The organism is Brevundimonas sp. KH_060 (assembly GCF_057838275.1).
In genome coordinates, this window is record NZ_CM174463.1 from 1,830,882 (window position 1) to 1,848,379 (window position 17,498).

A 17,498-nucleotide genomic window follows, 5' to 3' on the forward strand; every position below is an offset into this window, starting at 1 on the left:
CGCCTGTAAATCGCGGCAACGCTTTCCAGTTCCCGGCAGATGGAGCCAATTATGGCTGTCGAACCCGCTCGCGCCTCGCTGATCGACGGCAAGGCCTTCTCACAGACCCTGGTGGAGCGCGTCGCGGCCGCCGCCGCACGGCTGGAATCCGCCCATGGCGTCAAGCCCGGCCTGGCCGTCGTCATCGTCGGCGAAGACCCCGCCAGCCAGCTCTATGTCCGCAACAAGGGCGAGACGACGCTGAAGGCCGGAATGCGTTCGGACACCCACCGCCTGCCGGCCGAAACCACCCAAGCCGAGCTGCTGGCCCTGATCGCGTCGCTGAACGCCGATGCGGGCATCCACGGCATCCTCGTGCAGTTGCCCCTACCCAAGCACATCGATTCGGCCGCCGTGCTGGACGCCATCTCGCCGGACAAGGACGTAGACGGCTTCCACGTCGTCAACGCCGGACGCCTGGCCGTCGGCCTGCCGGGCATGATCCCCTGCACGCCGCTGGGCAGCCTGATGCTGCTGAAGGATCAACTCGGCGACCTGTCGGGCCTGAACGCCGTCATCGTCGGCCGCTCAAACATCGTCGGCAAGCCGATGGCGCAACTGCTGCTGGGCGAAAGCTGCACCGTCACCGTGGCCCACTCGCGCACCCGCGACCTGCCCGCCCTGTGCCGCACCGCCGACATCCTGGTCGCCGCCGTCGGCCGCCCCGAGATGATCAAGGGCGACTGGATTAAGCCGGGCGCGACCGTCATCGACGTCGGCATCAACCGCGTCCCCTCACGCGATCCGGTCAAGGCTGCTGAAGGCAAGACCCGCGTGGTCGGCGACGTGGACTTCAACGAGGCGGTCGAGGTCGCCGGCCGCATCACCCCCGTCCCCGGCGGCGTCGGCCCCATGACCATCGCCTGCCTGCTGGCCAACACCTACACCGCCGCCTGCCGCGCGGCGGGCGTAGAGCCGGAAGACCTGAACGGCTGAGATCTTCGTCAAAAATCCGGCCTTGAAGCGGAGCCTTTCGGCCCCGATAGTCTTTAGCGATCAGCGGTCATGAGGGCCGCCGCGCAGGAGCTTCTTCATGGCTGGATTTTCGCCTCGTATCGCGGCTGTCGCCGCTGTCGTTGTCCTGGCCCCCGCCGTGGGCGCCTGCGGCTACAACACCATTCCGACCAAGCAGGAGCGCGCCGAGGCCGCCTGGGCCGATGTCCAGAGCCAGTATCAGCGCCGCGTCGACCTGGTGCCGAACCTGGTCGCCACCGTTCAGGGCGCGGCCATTCAGGAACGCACCACCCTGACCCAGGTGATCGAGGCCCGCGCCAAGGCCACCAGCGTCAACATCGACGCCTCCAACCTCGATAACGCCGCCGCCTTCCAGCAGTATCAGCAAGCTCAAGGCGAGCTTTCCAGCGCCCTGTCGCGACTGCTGGTGACGGTCGAGGCCTATCCCCAGCTTCAGGCCAATCAGAACTTCCTGACCCTGCAGTCGCAACTGGAAGGCACCGAGAACCGCATTTCCGTGGCGCGCCGCGACTACAATGAGGCCGTGCGCGACTACAACACGACGCTGCGCACCTTCCCGAGCGTGATCTGGGCCAAGACCCTGCACGGCGGCTCCAAGCCCATGCAGTTGTTCACCGCCACGGCCGAGGCTCAATCCGCGCCAACGGTAAACTTCGACCTGGGCGCCCAGCCCGGCGGCGGCGCGCCTGCCCCCAGCGCTGCGCCGGGATCCACGCCGCCCGCGGCCGCCCCCGCCCCGGCGGCGCAGTAAGCCTGCAATGAACCCTTTCCCCCTCGCCCCGAGGGAAGGCGCAGCGTGGGGCCTGATCCCCGCGCTGTTGCTGAGCCTCGCGCTGTGGCTGGCCGCTCTGCCCGGCGCCAGCCTGGCCGCCGAGATCAAGTTCCCGGCCCTGACTGGGCGGGTGGTCGACGACGCCCAATTGCTGACGCCCGCACAGGAACAGGCCCTGACCGGCAAGCTGGCGACGCTGGAACAGCAGACCGGGGACCAGTTGGTCGTCGTCACCCTGCCCTCGCTTCAGGACCAGGAAATCGAGGACTTCGGCTATCAGCTAGGTCGCCAATGGGGCATCGGGCAAAAGGAAAACGACGGCGGCGCCCTGCTGATCGTCGCGCCGAACGAGCGCAAGGTGCGGATCGAGGTCGGCTATGGATTGGAGGGCGTGCTGACCGACGCCTATTCCTCCCTCATCATCCGTAACGACATCCTGCCGGCCTTCCGTCAGGGCGATTACGCCGCCGGCATCATCGCCGGGACCGACTCCATCATCGCGCAACTGACCGCCGATCCGGCCGAAGCCCAGGCGCGCGCCGAAGAGGCCAAGAGCGCGGCGACAGCGACGACCAAGCCGGTTCTGCCCGCCATCGTCATCCTGGCGGTGTTCGCCTTCATCTTCTTCAGCATGGTCGGCGCGGCGGCGGGCGGCCGCAAACGGCGCGGGCGCGGCGACGGCCTGTCGCCCATCCTGATCTGGGCCGCTAGCGAGGCCCTGCGCAACCGCGACGACGATGATCGCGGCGGCTGGGGCGGCGGCGGAGGCTGGGGCGGAGGCGGCGGATTCGGCGGCGGTGGTTTCGGCGGAGGCGGCGGCGGCTTCGGCGGCGGCGGCGCCTCGGGGGGATGGTGATGCAGTTCACGAACGACGACCACGCAAGGGTGGCTCAGGCCATCGCCCAGGCCGAGGCGAACACCTCCGGCGAGATTTTCTGCGTCGTGGCGCGGCAGGTGTCCTCCTATCGTGACGTCAGTCTGGGCTGGGCGGCGGCGGCGGCGCTGCTTCTGCCGCTCGGACTGATTCCGTTCGGCTTCAACGGCGACTGGCTGACCTTCGGCGGCGGGTGGGAGATCGCCCACGCCCCCGCCGCCTCGGCCGAGATCGGACGGGCGCTGGCCGCCTATGGACTGGTGCAGGCCGGCGTCTTCGTGGCCGTCTTCCTGTTGTCGCTGATCCCGGTCGTACGCAGGATTCTGACGCCCGCCGCCCTGCGCCGCACGCGCGTCCGCCGCGCGGCCATGCAGCAGTTCCTGGCTCACGGCCTGCACGTCACCGAGGCGCGCACCGGCGTTCTGATCTTCGCCGCCCTGGCCGATCATCAGGTCGAGGTGGTGGCCGACGAGGGCATCCACTCCTGCGTCAGTCCCGAGGTCTGGGCCGACGCCGTCGCCGCCCTGACAGGCGCGCTGCGGCGCGACCGCCCAGTCGAGGGCTTCGAGAAGGCGATCGCTTTGTGCGGTCAGGTTCTGGCGGAACGCTTTCCGCCCAAGCCCGCTGATGAAAACGAGATCCCCGACAAACTGGTTGTCATCTAGTCCGGTTATCAGGACGGCTATCGGGGCCTCGCGACCGCCGCATTGAGGCGCGACAGTCGCTGCGATCGCGGGCAAGGAATCCATGCCGAGACTTCTGACCTACAACGTCCATCGCTGCGTCGGCGTCGATCGCAAGCTGGACGTCAATCGCATCGCCGATGTCATCGCCGAGCATGAGCCCGACGTCGTCTGCCTGCAGGAGCTGGACGTGGGCCGCGCCCGCACCGGCTGGGTCGATCAGGCCGATTCCATCGCCCAGCGCCTGGCCATGAGCGTGCAATTCCATCCCGCCATGAAGGTGGAGGCCGAGCTTTACGGCGACGCCATCCTGACTCACCACCCCGAGCGGCTGGTGCGCGCCGCCGCCCTGCCCACCCTGCCCGGCCTCAAGGGGCTGGAGCCGCGCGGAGCCCTGTGGTCGGCGGTCGATTTCGACGGCGTGGTGGTCAACATCCTGAACACCCACCTGGGCCTGGTCCCGCGCGAGCAGCGGCTTCAGGCGGCCGCCCTGATCGGTCGGGACTGGCTGGGCGATCCAATGTGCGAGGGGCCCACCATCCTGACCGGCGATTTCAACGCCACCTCCATCACCCGCCCCTATCAGGCCCTGACCCGGCGGTTGGACGACGCCCAGCGGCGGCTGGGGCTGAAGCCCTCGATCAAGACCTTCCCGTCCACCTTCCCGGCCATCCGCATCGACCACTGCTTCGTCAGCCGCGAGATCCGCGTGACCGGCGCACGCACGCCGTCATCGCCCCTGGCGCGAGCGGCCTCGGACCACTTGCCGCTCATCATCGATTTCGAGATCGATCAGCCCAAAGGTCAACCCGGCGCCTGACCGCCCTCTGACTTGGGCCGGGTGCGGTGCGAGCGGTTCAGCCGCTTCCACGGCCGCCAGGCGTCTGTAGAGGACACCGGATCGCCGAACTGCCACTCGGCGAACATCCGCTCGACCCGCGTCGGCTCGGTGGCGCCCAGCGGCTTCATGCGTTCATGCCCAAAGGTCTGAATCGCCTGACCGACCGAGCCCAGCAGGGTCTCCGCCTCAGCGAAAGCGTCGCCCGACACGCCGATGAAATGACCGAGAGAGTGACGACGGAACCGCTGAATCACCTCGCTCTGCGCTTCCGTCTCAGCCTCGACCGAAACGTCGCATTCCGTATCCAGCCCCATCGAGCGGTTGTTCAGGTTGCTGGACCCGATCCGCAACAGCTTGTCGTCGATGATGGTCATCTTGGCGTGGACGATGATCCGCTCGCCTTCGTCCGTCACGGGATAGAAGGCGGTGAAGCGGTCGTGACGATCCGCCTGCTCCAATCGGTACAGAACCTCGGCCCGCGCTGTGTCCATCGTCATGCCGTCGAACCAACTGGGGCTGCGGCCTGTCGAAACCAGCACCACCTCCGGCCCGTCCGGCTCGTCCAGCCGCGCAGCCAGCGCCGCCGCCAGCAGTGGCGAGGTGAAGTACTGGTTCTCCATATAGATGAGCGAGCGCGCGCGCCGGATGCCCTCCAGATGCAGGGCCTCGTTCTCGCGCACCTCGGGACGGCCGCGCACCTGAGGCTCGGTGCGGGATATCCCGACCGACACCTGCGTCAACGCGGGCGTCACGCGCTCCGGCCATGAATCCGCGCATTTGGCCGTAATCGGCGCGATCACCTCGCCGGTCGCCCGCCTCCACCGCTCGCGCGCCAGTTCGCCCAGAGCCTGCGCCGCCGGACCGTCCATCACGCACATGACCTCATGCCTGGGCGCAGGAATGACCCCGGTCGGCTCGCACCGACGCGGATCGCCTGAAAAATGCTCTTCGGTGTCCCAACGGTCCGTCGAGATATCGCCGCCGCCGCAGAAGGCGATCTGGTTGTCGATCACCACCACCTTCTGATGGTGACAGGCGCCCAGTATCCCAGGCCCGTCCAGTCGAAACTCGACGATGCGGCGCCGGAACCAGCGCTGCGCCTTGTGCGGGTAGAAGCCTTGCGAGGCGGCGATCAGCAGAGGCGAGCGCCAGATCAGCAGGCGCACGTCCAGGTCAGGCTTGTGCCGCACCAGAGCCTTCAACTGATGACCGATCTCGGCGCGCCGGTCGTTCAGCGGTCCCTCCGGATCCAGACGCGTGCGCGGGTCGAACTGCCAACCGAGAATCAGGATGGAACGCTCGGCCTTGTGCAGCGCCGACGCCAGGGCGTCGAAATAGGCCTTGTTCTCCATCAGGGGGGCGAACCGATGCGCCTTTGCGGACCGCCACACTCCGGTGGCCGTCTCAAGCAGGCTGCCCTCATAGAACTGGTCTGCTCGCATACCCCCCGCAATGGCTGATTCGCGTGACGGCCGGATGGCCCTCCTGATCTCACTCAGACGCCGGTGAGGCCGGATCGTTCCATTTTCGCATCAGTCCGGTCAATGGCGCCGCTTCATCTGTTCGCCGCATTGTCGCCCGAAGATGTTTCTGGCATACTGCGATTATGCAAGCTCTGATCGAGATGCTGGCCGGCCTGATCGCCCTGCTCGCCGCAGCGGCGTTGTCGCAATTTGGCGTCGATCTGAACGCCCCGCAAAAACCGAACCGCGAAATTCAACGGGTGCAGGATTGCGGCGACAACAAGCCCGCAACCACGGTCCATGTGACCGCTCCGTCGTCCTGCTGATCCACAGATCACGCTGACCCGCGTCGGCAAACGACGATCTAATCCGCGCTCGAGCCTTTTCGCCTTACGATCCAGCCGTTAGGGTCCCTGCCTTGCGCCCTTCGCCGCCTTCGCTGGCGATCAGTGATCGAGACCGACGCCCATGAAATCCCGCCATCGGCCGCCGCTCAATCTGACCGACTCCGAACCCGCCTCTACAGAGACGGAGCCCTCGGTCACGCCCGAATCGATCGAGACCCTCGACGAAGCGACGCCCGAGACCGACCTGGAGCCGCTGTCCGACGCGCCCCAGCGGCCCATGTCCGAACGCCAGCGCCGTCGCCTGGCCGAGCAACAGGCGCTGGCCGAAGCGCGCGCCGCAGAGGCCGAAAAGGCCGCGCGCGCACTGTCGCCGTTCGCCGAATCCGCCGACGCCCCGCCCGCCACCGTCACGCCTGCTTCGCCCCCGGCCAAGACGTCCAGCAAGCGCAAGGGCAAGGCGACGGCGTCCAACGGCGCGGCCAACGCCTATCTAATCGCGGGTCTGGCCTCCGCCTTGTGGGTCGGCGGCCTCGCGTCCTGGTTCGCCTACGAACTGGGCTCGGGGATGATGGAGCTCGATCCCCTGCGGCTGGCGGTCTACGTCCTGATCCTGCTGGCGCCGGTGGGCCTGTCCATCTTGCTGGCCCACGCCGTGCGCCAGGGCGCGGGCCTGGCCCAGGAAACGAAGCGCGCGCGGGAAATGGCCGACGCCCTGGTCGGGCCGACCGCCCTGGCCGCCAACCAGGCCGGGCAGGTGCTGAACACTCTGCGCGAAGACATCGACCGCGCCGCGCAATCGGCTGAGCGCGCTCGGGGCGACCTGGCGTCGCTGCGCGAGGCCCTGGTCAAGGAATCCAATCTGCTGAACGAGGCCGCTGAACTGGCCGGCGGGACGGCGCGACGCCTTGCCGAACAACTGTCGCACGAACGCGAGCAGATGGGCGTCCTCGGCGGCAAGCTGGAAGGTCAGGCTTCGGCGGTTGTCGAAACGGTCGAGCGTCAGTCGCGCATGGTGGCCGACGCCTCTGACCTGGCCCAGACTCAACTGCGTGAGGCCGAAGCCGCCCTGGCCGCCCGCGCCGCCGATCTGGCGGCAGCCGCCAACGAAGCCCAGGAAGCCGCCCGCGCCGCCTCCGACGATCTGGCCCGCCAGACCCTGCGGCTGGAGACAGCCGGCTCCGGCGTCGCCGAACAGATTCAATCCGTCGAGGAAGGTCTGGGCCAGCAACGCGCCGCCCTAGTCACGGCCGCGTACGCCCTGCGCACCGATCAAGAAGACTTCTCGGCCCAGATCGAGAGCCAGCGCGCCCAGCTCCTCGACCATCTGTCGCAGACCCGCACCGCCGCCGACGACATCAATCTGCGCGGCGACGAAGCCGCCGCCGCCATCAAGGCCCAGGTCGACGCCGTGATCGACCAGTTCAAGGCCCTGGTCGAGATGTCCCAGCGCGAGGCCGACGGCTTCGACCACGCCACCAAGCTGTCGCTGGACCGCTTTGAAAGCCTGGCCGCCGAATCTCGCGACCTGTTGGTCGAGGAGACCCGCCGTTCACTGGAGGCGCTTCAGGCCACGGCGGACGAGCAGCGCGCCGCCGCCCAGGCCGCGATCGAACAGGCCCAGATTCGCGCCGACCGCCTGGGCGAATCCCTGTTCGACGCCGCCCAGAAGGCTGATGAAGCCGCCGAGGCCCGCATCGACGGCGCCCGCCGCATTGTCGCCCAGACGGCCGACATGGTGGACCTGACCGGCCAGAAGCTGGTCGACAGCCTGCAGACCACCCTGGTTCAGGTCACCGACGCCCTGACCTCGGTCGAACAGGCCGTCGCCGAAATGGATCAGCGCGCCGCCCGCCTGCCCGACGAAGCTCGCGCCCGCGTCGAAGCTGTGCGTCTCACCGTCGAAGAAGGCCTGAGCGCCCTGACCGCCGCCTCGCGCAAGGCGGCCGAGGACACCGAGGCGCTGGACGCCGGGTTCCAGGATCGCGTGCGACGCAACTATGAAATGCTGACCGAGGCTGTGCGCCTGATGGGCGCCGTCTCCGGCGAGGGCGGCCAGCCGCGTCGCCGACCGACGACAGTCCCCGCCCCGCGCGAGGTCGCGCCTGCGCCCGAGCCCAAGCGGCCGACGGCTGCGCCGGGCCTCGCATCCGGCCTGGCTTCGGGTCTTGGCCTGCGAGGCCGCATGCGCCCTGAACACCCGGTCGAATCCGAGATCGAACCGATCCCCACGGCCCCGACCCCGAGCTCGGCTCCGACGCCTGAACCGCCCCACGCCGAGCCGACACGCATTGGCGACGCCCTAAGCTGGCGCGATCTGGTTCAACCGGAATCGGCGCCCGCCGCGCCTGCCGAGCCTGCCGTCCCGTTGGAGCTGAACGCCGCCATCGGCACGCCGGAAGAGATCGACGCCCTGGCTGGACGCGTCACCTCGGCCATCCGACGTATGGGCGTCGACCCCAACGCCCTGTTGCCCCGCCCCCGCGTAGAGGAGGCCGCGCAGGCCTTCGCCGGCCACGACCCGGCGCGGGCGCGCCAGATCGTCCGCCGCGTGGCTCCGGCCGCCGTCCGCAGCGTCTCTCGCCGGGTGCTGAGCGACGACGCCCTGCGCGCCGACGCCGAAGCCTATGTCCGCGCCTTCGCCCATGGGTTGAAGCTTCAGGCGGAACGCGGCGACGCCGAGGATGTGCAGATGCGACTGGCGACCGACGAGGGCCGCGCCTTCATGCTGCTGGACGCCGCCGTAGGCGATCTGAGCTGACCGCCTCGCCTTTACATTACGCCATTGCGGCGCCGGTCAGGCTTGACCTGGCGCCGCATTTCAAAGCACCGTTCATGCTGCGGCGCGCCACAACGGCGCTAGAGGGGGTCTATTTCCTTTGATGGGTCTGGATTCCAACGGTCGCCCTGATCGGCGCCCCGTCATCTCAATTTGCGCCTGGTCGCCGTCGTATCGGGCCTGGGACCCCGTCGAGGATCTGTCCGGCGATCCCTGGAACCCGCCCGGCGCGCGCACCTTGGCGACGCCCGGCGACGCCTCGGCCGAGACCCTGGCCGAAACTCTGACGGGCCTGCTGTCGCGTGGCGATTGCTCGGCCCTGCTGCTGGTCGGGCGCACCGTTCACGCCGGACCGATCCGGGTGCAGATGCGCGCCGAGAACCGCCGTCTGGGCGAGCCGGGACGCCTGGACAGCACCGGCCCCAGCATCGCGCGCGTCACGGCGCCGGTCGCCGACATCCTGCGCGATCTGACGGAGGCGGGGGTCTCGGCCATCGCCGACTCTGACGCCGAAGAGGATGCGGGAAGCTACATCCTGTATCGCATTCTGGCGGATCTGCCCGACAGCCTGGAATCTCCGTCCATCGGCCTGCTGCGGATTCCTGACGGCGAGGGCGAGAACACGGTCCGGACGGCGGTCAAGACGGCCGCTTCGGCCATGGCGCGTCGACTGGCGCCCCTGCCCCGATCAAACGTGGCCTGACGCCGCTTCCTTCGATCGCACCCACAGACCGACCAGCCCCCCGGCTAGCGCCAGCGCCGCCATGACTAGATAGGCCTTCAACCCGACGGCGTCGTACAGCGGCCCGCTGGCCAGGGTCGCCAGACCGATCAACACCCCGGCCGAAAGGGCCGAGCCCAAGGTCTGGGCGGCGGTGTGGCTGTCCGGCGGACACAGACGTTCGACGATCTGCACACCGGCCAGATAGGTGGCGGCGAACGTCAGGGCGTGCAGCATCTGCAACGGAATCAGCATCCACAGCGGCGGGGCGAAGGCCATCAGGCTCCAGCGCAGGACCGCCGCCCCCGCGCCGATGAACAGCATGGTCCACGGGCCGATGCCGATACGGCGGCGCCACGGCTCGACGCACCACATGAAGCCGATCTCGACCACCACGGAAAAGGCCCACAGCATCCCCGTCACGCTCTCGGCCAGGCCCTGGGCGCGCCAACTGATGGCCGAGAAACCGTAGTAGAAGGCGTGCGTCGCCTGCACCGCGCCGATAGAAAAGATCGCGGCCATGAAGACCGGGCGTCGCAACAGCCGCCCCAGCCCCTGAAATCGCTCCAGCTTCGACACGGGGCCGCCTTCAGACACCGGCTCGGCAGGCAGGACGCGCCAGGCTGTGATCGCGATCAACAGGGAGGCGGCGACCGTCCAGAAGATGACGGCGTCCGAAGTCACGCGCGTCAGCAGCGCGCCCATAGCCAGATTGGCGACGACAAAGGCCGCCGAGCCGCACCCGCGCGGCAGGGAAAAGGCGAATCCCTCACGCCGGGCGACGCGCAGGGTCATCACGTCGCTGAGCGGAATCAGGGCCGCCGCCGCCGTCGCGCCCAACAGCCAGAACAGCGCCCAGAGGACGAATCCCTCGACCAACCCCGCCCCGCCGTAGCCGACCGCCATGACCAGCCCCAGGAAGGCGATGGGCGTGCGCCGCAGAACGAAGCCGTCAGCCCAGACCGCCAACAGCGGCCCCGTCACCGCCCGCGCCAACATGGGAATGGCCAGCAGGGCGCCGATCTGGGCGCCGCTCAGCCCCTGGTCACGGAACCACAGGCCGGCGAACGGCAGGGTCACACCGCTGGCGCTGAACAGCAGGACATATTGCAGCGCCATGCGCGATGCAGCTTTCATCGGCGCGCGATAGCAGACTTCGGGGTTTTTGTGGTCTAGACATTAGACATGAGCCCTGACCGCAAACTGCTCGCTTTCGCCGGTTTCAACGGCGCCATGGCCGTCGTCCTGGGCGCCTTCGCCGCTCACGGCGCCGGTCCCGCCATCAAGACCCTGCTGACCACGGGCGGCCACTATCAGATGGTGCACGCCGCCCTGGCCGCCGCCCTGGCGCTGTTCGGCACGAGCCGACTGTTGAGCCTGGCCGGATGGCTGGCCAGCACAGGCGGGCTGATCTTCTGTCTGGCGCTGGCCATGATCGGGCTGTTGAGCCTGCCGATCATGGGCGCGGCGGCGCCGGTCGGCGGAGCCCTGATGATCGCCGGATGGGCCCTGCTGATCTTCGCCGCCTTCCAGTCCAATCCCGCCAAGGCCTGACCGCTTCAGACCTGACCGATCCTTTTCTCAGAAGGGCATCTTTCGTGACCAATACTGTGCGCCGCGACCTCTACCCGGAAATCGAAGCCTACGCCTCGGGCTGGATGCAAACCGACAGCGTCCACGAGATCTACTACGAGGAAAGCGGCAATCCGCACGGCGTGCCGGTCATCGTGCTGCACGGCGGCCCCGGCGGAGCGGTCAATCCGGGGATGCGGCGCTATTTCGACCCGGCCCAATACCGCATCGTCATGTTCGACCAGCGCGGCTGCGGCCTGTCGCGGCCGAACGCCTCGCTTGAGAACAACACCACCTGGGATCTGGTCGCCGATATCGAGCGCCTGCGCGAAATGCTGGGCATCGACAAGTGGGTGGTCTTCGGCGGCTCCTGGGGTTCGACCCTGTCGATGACCTACGCCATCAAGCACCCGGAACGGTGCCTGGCCCTGTTGCTGCGCGGCATCTTCCTCCTGACGAAAAAGGAACTGCACTGGTTCTATCAGGACGGCGCCTCGATGATTTTCCCAGACGCCTGGGAGCGTTTCCTGGCCCCGATCCCCGAAGCCGAGCGCGGCGACCTGATGGCGGCCTATTACAAGCGCCTGACCGGCGATGACGTCGAGGAGCGCAACCGCTGCGCCGTGGCCTGGGCGACCTGGGAAGGCGAGACCGTCAGCATCCAGGGGCCGTCAGGCAAGCCGGACAAGTTCGCCGATCCTGATTTCGCCGTGGCCTTCGCCCGCATCGAGAACTGGTATTTCACCAACGGCGGCTTCTTCGACAGCGAGCACTGGATCCTCGAGAACATCGAAACCATCCGCCACATCCCCTGCTGGATCGCGCAAGGCCGCTTCGACGTGGTGACGCCGATCTCGGGCGCCTGGTCCCTGCACCGCGCCTGGCCCGAGGCCAAGCTGGACATCATCGGCGACGCCGGCCACGCCTCCAGCGAGCCCGGCATCATCGACAGCCTGATACGCGCCACCGACTGGGCGGCGACGCTCTAAGGGCGGCGCACCCTCGATCAGGGGCTATTTCGGATTGGTCTTCTCGACCATCTCGCTGAGTTGGAAGCCGATGCGGCGCGCCTCGCGCTCCTCCGGCTTTTTCATGGCGCTGAGCACTACGTTGATCTGGCTGTAGTGCTGGATCAGGCGCACCGGCTTGCCGTCGGCGTTGCGGCCGAAGAACATGATCAGGTCCGGCCCCCAGAAGCCGACGTCCATGATCTGCATAGCGCCGTCGCCGGGCAGGCCGACCACGCGCGCGCCGATTTCCTCGTCCTTGTCGAGGTTGGCCTCGAACTCCTCGATCAGCTTGGACAGGCGGACGAAGGCCCACTCGGCCGGGTTGTCGCGCATCCGCAACCCCTCGGCCTGGACCGCCGCCTCATTTTTCGGATCGGCCAGCACGGGTTGAGGACAGGGCGTGTCGCCGCAATCGGAGAACATAGCCGGATCGGCCTTTGGAATGTCGGCAGCTTCGGTTTCGGGCGTTTGAACAGTCATGACGACAGCCTAACGCCCGTACGGGTGATTAGAACAGTCCCTGCCCCTTCGGCAGTTCGACATAGCGGTGCACCCGCATCGACAGGATCAGGCCGAAGCCGATCATCACCGTCATCATGGTCGATCCGCCATAGGACAGCAGCGGCATGGGCACGCCTACGACCGGCGCCAGCCCCATCACCATCGCCCCGTTGATCAGCACGAACAGAGCCAGGAAGGCCGTCATGCCCGCAGCACTGATCCGGCCGAAGTGGCTGTGCGACAGGGCTGCGATCCGAAGCGAGATCAGGATCAGCGCGACATAGCAGGCCAGGACGGTGAAGGAGCCGAGGAAGCCGAACTCTTCGGACACGGTCGAGAAGATGAAGTCCGTATGGCGTTCCGGCAGGAACTCCAGCTGGCTCTGACTGCCCAGGCCGTAGCCCTTGCCCATCAACCCGCCGGAGCCCAGGGCGATCTTGGACTGGATGATGTTGTAGCCGGTGCCGGAGGGATCGGCCTCCGGGTTCAGGAAGGTCAGCACGCGGTTGCGCTGATAGTCGTGCATCACGAACATGACGAAGGGCGGGATCACGGCCACGGCGGCTGCAGCGCACGCCACGATCACACGCCAGCTCAGTCCCGCCATGAACATGACGGCCGCCCCGGTCAGGCCGATGATCATGGCCGAGCCGAGGTCAGGCTGTTTGGCGACCAGCAAGAAGGGCACGCCGATCATCCCCACGGGGATCAGCAGCTTCCATGACCAGCGCGCCTCCTGCGCTGAATGGCCGTGGTACCAGCGCGCCAGGGCCAGCACGAGACCGATCTTGACGAACTCGGCCGGCTGAATGCGGGTGAACCCCAGGTTCAACCAGTTCTTGGCCCCGCCCGCCGTATAGCCCAGCGGCGTGAACTCGATCATCAGCACCAGCACCAGCAGCACGCCGTACAGCGGATAGGCTGCGCGGAACCACCATTTCGGATGCACCATGGCCAGGCCGATCATGCCGACCAGCAAGACGCCGAAACGGATCAGGTGCTTGGCCGCCCAGGGCTGCCAATGCCCCCCGGCGATCGAATACAGCATGGCCGTGCCGATCCCGGCCAGGATGCACAGCAGGCCGATGACGCGCCAATCCAGCTCAGCAAACTTGCTGGACAGACGGTCGCGTTCGCCAGGACGGGTCAGGGCGGATGCGGTCATTGTCCGGGCTCCGTCAGCGGCGGCGGGGCGACGACGTCGATGCCGGCGCCGTCGACCGGCTCGCCTCGCGCCTCGGCCTCGCGCGCGCCGGCGTCTTCCTGGGCCTCAAATCCGGCCTGTTCGATACGGGCGCGGATCTCGGGGTCCTTCAACAGGGCCACCTTCATCACCTCGCGGGCGCGCGGCGCCCCGGCCGTGCCGCCGCCCAGGCCGCCGTGCTGGACGATGACCGAGACGGCGTACCGCGGATTATCCGTCGGCGCATAGGCGACGAACAGGTTGTGATCCTTCTGGTCCCAGGGACGCCCTGCGCCCTTACGTGAGCCTGAGCCGTAGTTGCGCGCCTGCGCCGTGCCGGTCTTGCCGGCCATCTTGACCGTGCCCAGACCCAGCTGGCTATTGCGGAAGCCCGTACCGCCAGCGGCGGTCACCGCCTCCATCCCGTCGCGCAGAACCTGCAGCATCTGAGGATCGTAAGGCAGATCAGCGAAGGCGCTGCCGCCCTGCTCCACCCCGCCGACCGACTTGATCAGGCGCGGCGACACCGCCTTGGATCCGTTGGCGACACGCGCCGTATAGACCGCCAACTGCAGGGCGTTCACGGTCAGGGCGCCCTGACCGATGCCATAGCTGGGGTTCTCGCCCGGATACCATTTGCCGTCGCCGCGCACGGGGTTCTTCCGGCGCCATTCGCGATCAGGCACCAGCCCGGCCTTCTGGCCGGGAATGCCGATGTCGAACGTCTGACCGAAGCCCATGTCCCGCGCCGTCTCGGCGATGGCGTCCGGTCCCATCTCGGTCGCCAAGGTCATGAAGTAGACGTTGCAGGAGGCCTTGATGGCCCCGCGCAGATCCAACGCCCCGTGCCGTCCCAGGCAGGCGAACCGGCGCCCCAGATAGAAGCTGCCGTTGCAGAAGATGCGGCGGCTGGGGTCCAGGCCCCGCTTCATCGCCGCCAGGCCCACGATCGGCTTGAACGTCGAGCCCGGCGCGAAGGTGCCGCTCAGCGCCTTGTCCAGCAGCGGCCGCCGCTCATAGTCCGCCAGGGCGCGGTAGATCTTGGACGGAACACCCGACACGAACAGATTGGGATCGAACGACGGCGACGACACCATGGCCAGGATGTCGCCGTTGCGAACGTCCATGACGACGATGCTGCCCGCCTCTTCGCCGAACACCTCCAGCGCGCGCTGCTGGACGTCATTGTCCAGCGTCAGCACCACCTCGGAACCCTGAACCGCCGGACGTGATCCGGCGATGTCCTCGGCCACGACGCGGCCGCGCGCATTGACCTCGACCCGCTTGCCGCCCTCGACGCCGCGAAGGTCCAGATCCAGCGATCGTTCGATGCCCTGACGGCCGATGCGGAAGCCAGGGTTGAACAGGATGGCCGGCGGCTGTTCGCCCTTGTCGCGGATCGCCTTCACGTCGCGGTCAGACACCTTGGCCACATAGCCGACCACATGGGCGTAGGCGCCGCCGTGCGGATAGTAGCGGGCCTCGTTCATGTCGGCCATGACGCCGGGCAGTTCCGCCGCGTGCAGATTGACCTTGGAGAACTCCTCCCAGGTCAGGTCGCTCTTGACCGGGACCGGCGAGAAACGCGGCGCGGCGTTGACCTCGCGGATGATGGTGCGGCGACGATCCAGGGTGTCCGGCAACAGCTGACCCAGCAGGTCCAGCGTCTGATCCAGATCCTTGGTCTCGTCACGAACCACCAGCACGCGGAAGCTGGGCCGATTCCCGGCGATGACCACGCCGTTGCGGTCTTTGATCAGGCCGCGCGGCGGCGGCACCTGGCGGAAGTTGAACTGGTTGCGCGTCGCCAGGGTGGCGAACTCTTCCGACTTGAAGAGCTGCAGATGCGCCAGGCGCCCGACCAAGGCCAGCCCGCCCACGACCGTCGCCCCGCCCAGCAGCATGGTGCGCCGCAGGAAGGAGCCCTGCCGCTCGTTCACATCGGAAAAGAAGATATGCGGTTCGCTGCTCATCGGAATCGCACGTCCGCGTCGTCGAAGCGCTCGATCAACCAGTCAGCCAGGGGGAAGAGCAGAAGCGTCGGGATCATCTGGCCCATAACAGCCAATAGATTGGGAGCATTCCCAAGGCTGCCGCGCGTCACGAAATAGGCGACCGCGAAGGCCAGGCCCGTCGAGGCGACATAGAGGGCGAACAGGACGATGGTCGCCTGTCCCGCCAGGTATTTCGACGCCAGCAGCATCGCGCCATAGATCAGCAGCAGGCTGAGCGCCCACATCCCCGTCTGGCCGCCCCAGAAGAAGTCGAGGAACACGCCCAGTCCGAACAGCACCGCCGGCGCCAGCATGGACGGGCGGATCAGGGGCCAGGCGAAGGCCAGCACCATGGGCCAGACCGGCTCCGGCAAGGTCAGGCCGAACAGGCGCAGCGGAATGGCGAACAGGATGGTGGCGGCCGCGGCGATCAGCGCCGGGTAGCCGATCCACTGCATCGGACCAACCATCCGCACGGTGATCGTCCGTCTCACTCGCGGCCTCCGTCAGGCGCGGTCGGCGCCGGCGCTTGCGCCGAGGGTTGAGGCGGCGTGGCGACGGTCGGCCGGGGCGCGGCGGGGCGCGGTCTCGGCTGAGCCTGAGGCGGCGGCGCGGCTGCGGGCCTAGCCAGCGCGGTCGCAACCGGCGCCGGCGGCGGAACGGCGTTGGCGGCGCGAACACGCTCTGCAGCGGCCTGGGCGGCGGCGGCGCGGCGCGTGGCCACGTCCTGGATCGCGGCGGCCTGGGCGGCGTTCGGCGGCGGCGCCGTGTTCAGGCTCGCCAGCGGGCCTGCGTTCAGGGCGTTCTGATCCGCCAGCTGGCTGAAGTCCTGGAACAGCAGGACGCGCACATAGTCGATGGCCGTGCGGTCGCTGTAGAGCTTGACCCGCCACGAGCCGTCCACGCCCTTGGCCACGACGCCGACCGGCAGACCGCGCGGGAAACCGCCGCCGTCGCCCGAGGTCAGGATGCGATCGCCCTCCTGCACCGCCCCCTGCCCCCGTACATAATCGAGGCGCGGGCTGCGGCTGCCGTCGCCGGTCAGCATGGCGCGGGCGTCGGTGCGTTCGACCATGACCGGAATGCGCGAGGCCACGTCGGTCAGCAGAACCATACGGCTGTGTGCGCCAGAAACGCCCGAGATGCGGCCGACCAGCCCGTGCTCGCTCAGCACCGGATTGCCCACCCGCACGCCCTTGCCGGCGCCGACGTTCAGCAGGCGCGACCGGGCGAACGGGCCGCGCGCGTCGGTGATGGCGCGGCCGGCCGTCATGGCGATGGGCGGCTCGGTCTGCAGGCCCAGCAGTTGTTCATAGCGAGCATTGAGATTCTTCAGCGCCAGGGCGTCGTCGCGCCAGGCGCTCATCTCCGCCAGCTCGCGACGCAGACGACGGTTCTCCGACACGGCGAAGAAGTAACCTGTGACGTAATCCACGGCGTCGCCGCCCCAGCGGACCGGCGCGGCCAGGACGCCGCCCGTGGTTCCGGCGGCGCTGTCGAATGCGGCGCGCGTAGGCCCCAAGTCGTCGGCCGCCTGTTGCGGCCGGTCGGCGAGCAGAAGCATGACCGCAGCGACGATTCCGCCGACGACCATGACCGCGGCCGTCCAGGCCAGCGGCACCTTCAGATTCTCGAACGGTCCGTCGCGAAACGCCACGGCCAGCCTTCCTGCTAGAGCTTAGGAATCGGCGGGCTCAAAGCCCGCCGAAAGCGTGAGCCTGTCGCAGAAACCCGCTCCTTTTCAGGA

The 17,498-nt window shown here is 68.1% G+C and carries 17 protein-coding genes; 10 read left to right on the forward strand and 7 right to left on the reverse strand.

Features of this window, described 5'->3' with window-relative positions; genetic code table 11:
• The first annotated feature begins 51 nt into the window (after positions 1-51).
• The 5 genes from folD to AC3IPP_RS09045 all read left to right on the forward strand — a co-directional run bounded on the left by folD (position 52) and on the right by AC3IPP_RS09045 (position 4,163).
• Positions 52-975 carry a bifunctional methylenetetrahydrofolate dehydrogenase/methenyltetrahydrofolate cyclohydrolase FolD gene (gene folD, locus AC3IPP_RS09025; protein ID WP_087139460.1) on the forward strand — a complete coding sequence of 308 codons (924 nt, stop codon included), beginning with the start codon at positions 52-54 and terminating at the stop codon, positions 973-975.
• A gap of 97 nt (positions 976-1,072) precedes the next feature.
• Positions 1,073-1,765, forward strand: a complete 693-nt coding sequence (locus AC3IPP_RS09030) for a LemA family protein (RefSeq protein WP_489148739.1) — start codon at positions 1,073-1,075, stop codon at positions 1,763-1,765.
• Positions 1,766-1,772: 7 nt separating this feature from the next.
• Entirely contained in the window at positions 1,773-2,642 is an 870-nt protein-coding gene (locus AC3IPP_RS09035; RefSeq protein WP_489148740.1) for a TPM domain-containing protein, read from the forward strand.
• On the forward strand, positions 2,636-3,325 hold the full coding sequence (locus tag AC3IPP_RS09040) for a TPM domain-containing protein (protein ID WP_087139461.1): 690 nt from the start codon (positions 2,636-2,638) through the stop codon (positions 3,323-3,325). Before AC3IPP_RS09035 ends, AC3IPP_RS09040 begins: the two co-directional genes overlap by 7 nt.
• 82 nt (positions 3,326-3,407) lie before the next feature.
• On the forward strand, positions 3,408-4,163 hold the full coding sequence (locus AC3IPP_RS09045; RefSeq protein ID WP_087139462.1) for an endonuclease/exonuclease/phosphatase family protein: 756 nt from the start codon (positions 3,408-3,410) through the stop codon (positions 4,161-4,163).
• On the opposite strand, the gene AC3IPP_RS09050 is transcribed toward AC3IPP_RS09045, so the two are convergent.
• Positions 4,148-5,626 carry a phospholipase D-like domain-containing protein gene (locus AC3IPP_RS09050; RefSeq protein ID WP_489148741.1) on the reverse strand — a complete coding sequence of 493 codons (1,479 nt, stop codon included), beginning with the start codon at positions 5,624-5,626 and terminating at the stop codon, positions 4,148-4,150. The two genes, AC3IPP_RS09045 and AC3IPP_RS09050, sit on opposite strands and share 16 nt — an antisense overlap.
• A gap of 164 nt (positions 5,627-5,790) precedes the next feature.
• On the opposite strand from AC3IPP_RS09050, the gene AC3IPP_RS09055 reads away from it, so the two are divergent.
• The 3 genes from AC3IPP_RS09055 to AC3IPP_RS09065 all read left to right on the forward strand — a co-directional run bounded on the left by AC3IPP_RS09055 (position 5,791) and on the right by AC3IPP_RS09065 (position 9,473).
• The gene (locus AC3IPP_RS09055) at positions 5,791-5,973 is read left to right on the forward strand and encodes a hypothetical protein (protein WP_087139464.1); all 183 of its coding nucleotides are present in this window, start codon (positions 5,791-5,793) and stop codon (positions 5,971-5,973) included.
• A gap of 142 nt (positions 5,974-6,115) precedes the next feature.
• Positions 6,116-8,752 (forward strand): coiled-coil domain-containing protein, encoded by a 2,637-nt coding sequence (locus AC3IPP_RS09060; protein WP_489148743.1) that lies wholly within the window; start codon positions 6,116-6,118, stop codon positions 8,750-8,752.
• Between the two features lie 121 nt (positions 8,753-8,873).
• Positions 8,874-9,473: a hypothetical protein gene (locus AC3IPP_RS09065; RefSeq protein WP_489148744.1), complete on the forward strand. Its 600-nt coding sequence runs from the start codon at positions 8,874-8,876 to the stop codon at positions 9,471-9,473.
• Here the strand turns inward: AC3IPP_RS09065 and AC3IPP_RS09070 are convergent.
• Complete coding sequence (locus AC3IPP_RS09070) at positions 9,459-10,628, reverse strand: MFS transporter (protein WP_489148745.1); 1,170 nt, start codon at positions 10,626-10,628, stop codon at positions 9,459-9,461. The two genes, AC3IPP_RS09065 and AC3IPP_RS09070, sit on opposite strands and share 15 nt — an antisense overlap.
• Before the next feature lie 48 nt (positions 10,629-10,676).
• Here AC3IPP_RS09070 and AC3IPP_RS09075 point away from each other — a divergent pair, with 48 nt between their 5' ends.
• The gene (locus tag AC3IPP_RS09075) at positions 10,677-11,045 is read left to right on the forward strand and encodes a DUF423 domain-containing protein (protein WP_489148746.1); all 369 of its coding nucleotides are present in this window, start codon (positions 10,677-10,679) and stop codon (positions 11,043-11,045) included.
• 44 nt (positions 11,046-11,089) lie between these two features.
• Positions 11,090-12,052: a prolyl aminopeptidase gene (gene pip, locus AC3IPP_RS09080; RefSeq protein WP_489148747.1), complete on the forward strand. Its 963-nt coding sequence runs from the start codon at positions 11,090-11,092 to the stop codon at positions 12,050-12,052.
• Positions 12,053-12,076: 24 nt separating this feature from the next.
• Here the strand turns inward: pip and AC3IPP_RS09085 are convergent, their stop codons facing one another.
• Genes AC3IPP_RS09085 through mreC form a run of 5 tightly spaced genes read right to left on the reverse strand, consistent with a single transcriptional unit; the run spans position 12,077 to position 17,408 of the window.
• On the reverse strand, positions 12,077-12,553 hold the full coding sequence (locus AC3IPP_RS09085; RefSeq protein WP_087139470.1) for a DUF6173 family protein: 477 nt from the start codon (positions 12,551-12,553) through the stop codon (positions 12,077-12,079).
• A gap of 28 nt (positions 12,554-12,581) precedes the next feature.
• Positions 12,582-13,739, reverse strand: a complete 1,158-nt coding sequence (gene rodA, locus AC3IPP_RS09090) for a rod shape-determining protein RodA (RefSeq protein WP_087139471.1) — start codon at positions 13,737-13,739, stop codon at positions 12,582-12,584.
• Positions 13,736-15,730: a penicillin-binding protein 2 gene (gene mrdA / locus AC3IPP_RS09095; RefSeq protein WP_313576435.1), complete on the reverse strand. Its 1,995-nt coding sequence runs from the start codon at positions 15,728-15,730 to the stop codon at positions 13,736-13,738. Before mrdA ends, rodA begins: the two co-directional genes overlap by 4 nt.
• Positions 15,727-16,245 carry a hypothetical protein gene (locus AC3IPP_RS09100; RefSeq protein WP_232463961.1) on the reverse strand — a complete coding sequence of 173 codons (519 nt, stop codon included), beginning with the start codon at positions 16,243-16,245 and terminating at the stop codon, positions 15,727-15,729. Before AC3IPP_RS09100 ends, mrdA begins: the two co-directional genes overlap by 4 nt.
• Entirely contained in the window at positions 16,242-17,408 is a 1,167-nt protein-coding gene (gene mreC / locus AC3IPP_RS09105; protein WP_489148748.1) for a rod shape-determining protein MreC, read from the reverse strand. Before mreC ends, AC3IPP_RS09100 begins: the two co-directional genes overlap by 4 nt.
• Positions 17,409-17,498: the final 90 nt, after the last annotated feature.

Bases quoted from the DNA above. Each gene is read 5' to 3' on its own strand.
- AC3IPP_RS09060 (WP_489148743.1), top strand. From the start codon at position 6,116: ATGAAATCCCGCCATCGGCCGCCGCTCAATCTGACCGACTCCGAACCC.
- AC3IPP_RS09070 (WP_489148745.1), bottom strand. From the start codon at position 10,628: ATGAAAGCTGCATCGCGCATGGCGCTGCAATATGTCCTGCTGTTCAGC.
- AC3IPP_RS09035 (WP_489148740.1), top strand. From the start codon at position 1,773: ATGAACCCTTTCCCCCTCGCCCCGAGGGAAGGCGCAGCGTGGGGCCTG.
- AC3IPP_RS09030 (WP_489148739.1), top strand. From the start codon at position 1,073: ATGGCTGGATTTTCGCCTCGTATCGCGGCTGTCGCCGCTGTCGTTGTC.
- mrdA (WP_313576435.1), bottom strand. From the start codon at position 15,730: ATGAGCAGCGAACCGCATATCTTCTTTTCCGATGTGAACGAGCGGCAG.
- rodA (WP_087139471.1), bottom strand. From the start codon at position 13,739: ATGACCGCATCCGCCCTGACCCGTCCTGGCGAACGCGACCGTCTGTCC.
- AC3IPP_RS09055 (WP_087139464.1), top strand. From the start codon at position 5,791: ATGCAAGCTCTGATCGAGATGCTGGCCGGCCTGATCGCCCTGCTCGCC.
- AC3IPP_RS09065 (WP_489148744.1), top strand. From the start codon at position 8,874: ATGGGTCTGGATTCCAACGGTCGCCCTGATCGGCGCCCCGTCATCTCA.
- AC3IPP_RS09050 (WP_489148741.1), bottom strand. From the start codon at position 5,626: ATGCGAGCAGACCAGTTCTATGAGGGCAGCCTGCTTGAGACGGCCACC.
- AC3IPP_RS09075 (WP_489148746.1), top strand. From the start codon at position 10,677: ATGAGCCCTGACCGCAAACTGCTCGCTTTCGCCGGTTTCAACGGCGCC.
- AC3IPP_RS09085 (WP_087139470.1), bottom strand. From the start codon at position 12,553: ATGACTGTTCAAACGCCCGAAACCGAAGCTGCCGACATTCCAAAGGCC.
- AC3IPP_RS09045 (WP_087139462.1), top strand. From the start codon at position 3,408: ATGCCGAGACTTCTGACCTACAACGTCCATCGCTGCGTCGGCGTCGAT.
- folD (WP_087139460.1), top strand. From the start codon at position 52: ATGGCTGTCGAACCCGCTCGCGCCTCGCTGATCGACGGCAAGGCCTTC.
- AC3IPP_RS09040 (WP_087139461.1), top strand. From the start codon at position 2,636: ATGGTGATGCAGTTCACGAACGACGACCACGCAAGGGTGGCTCAGGCC.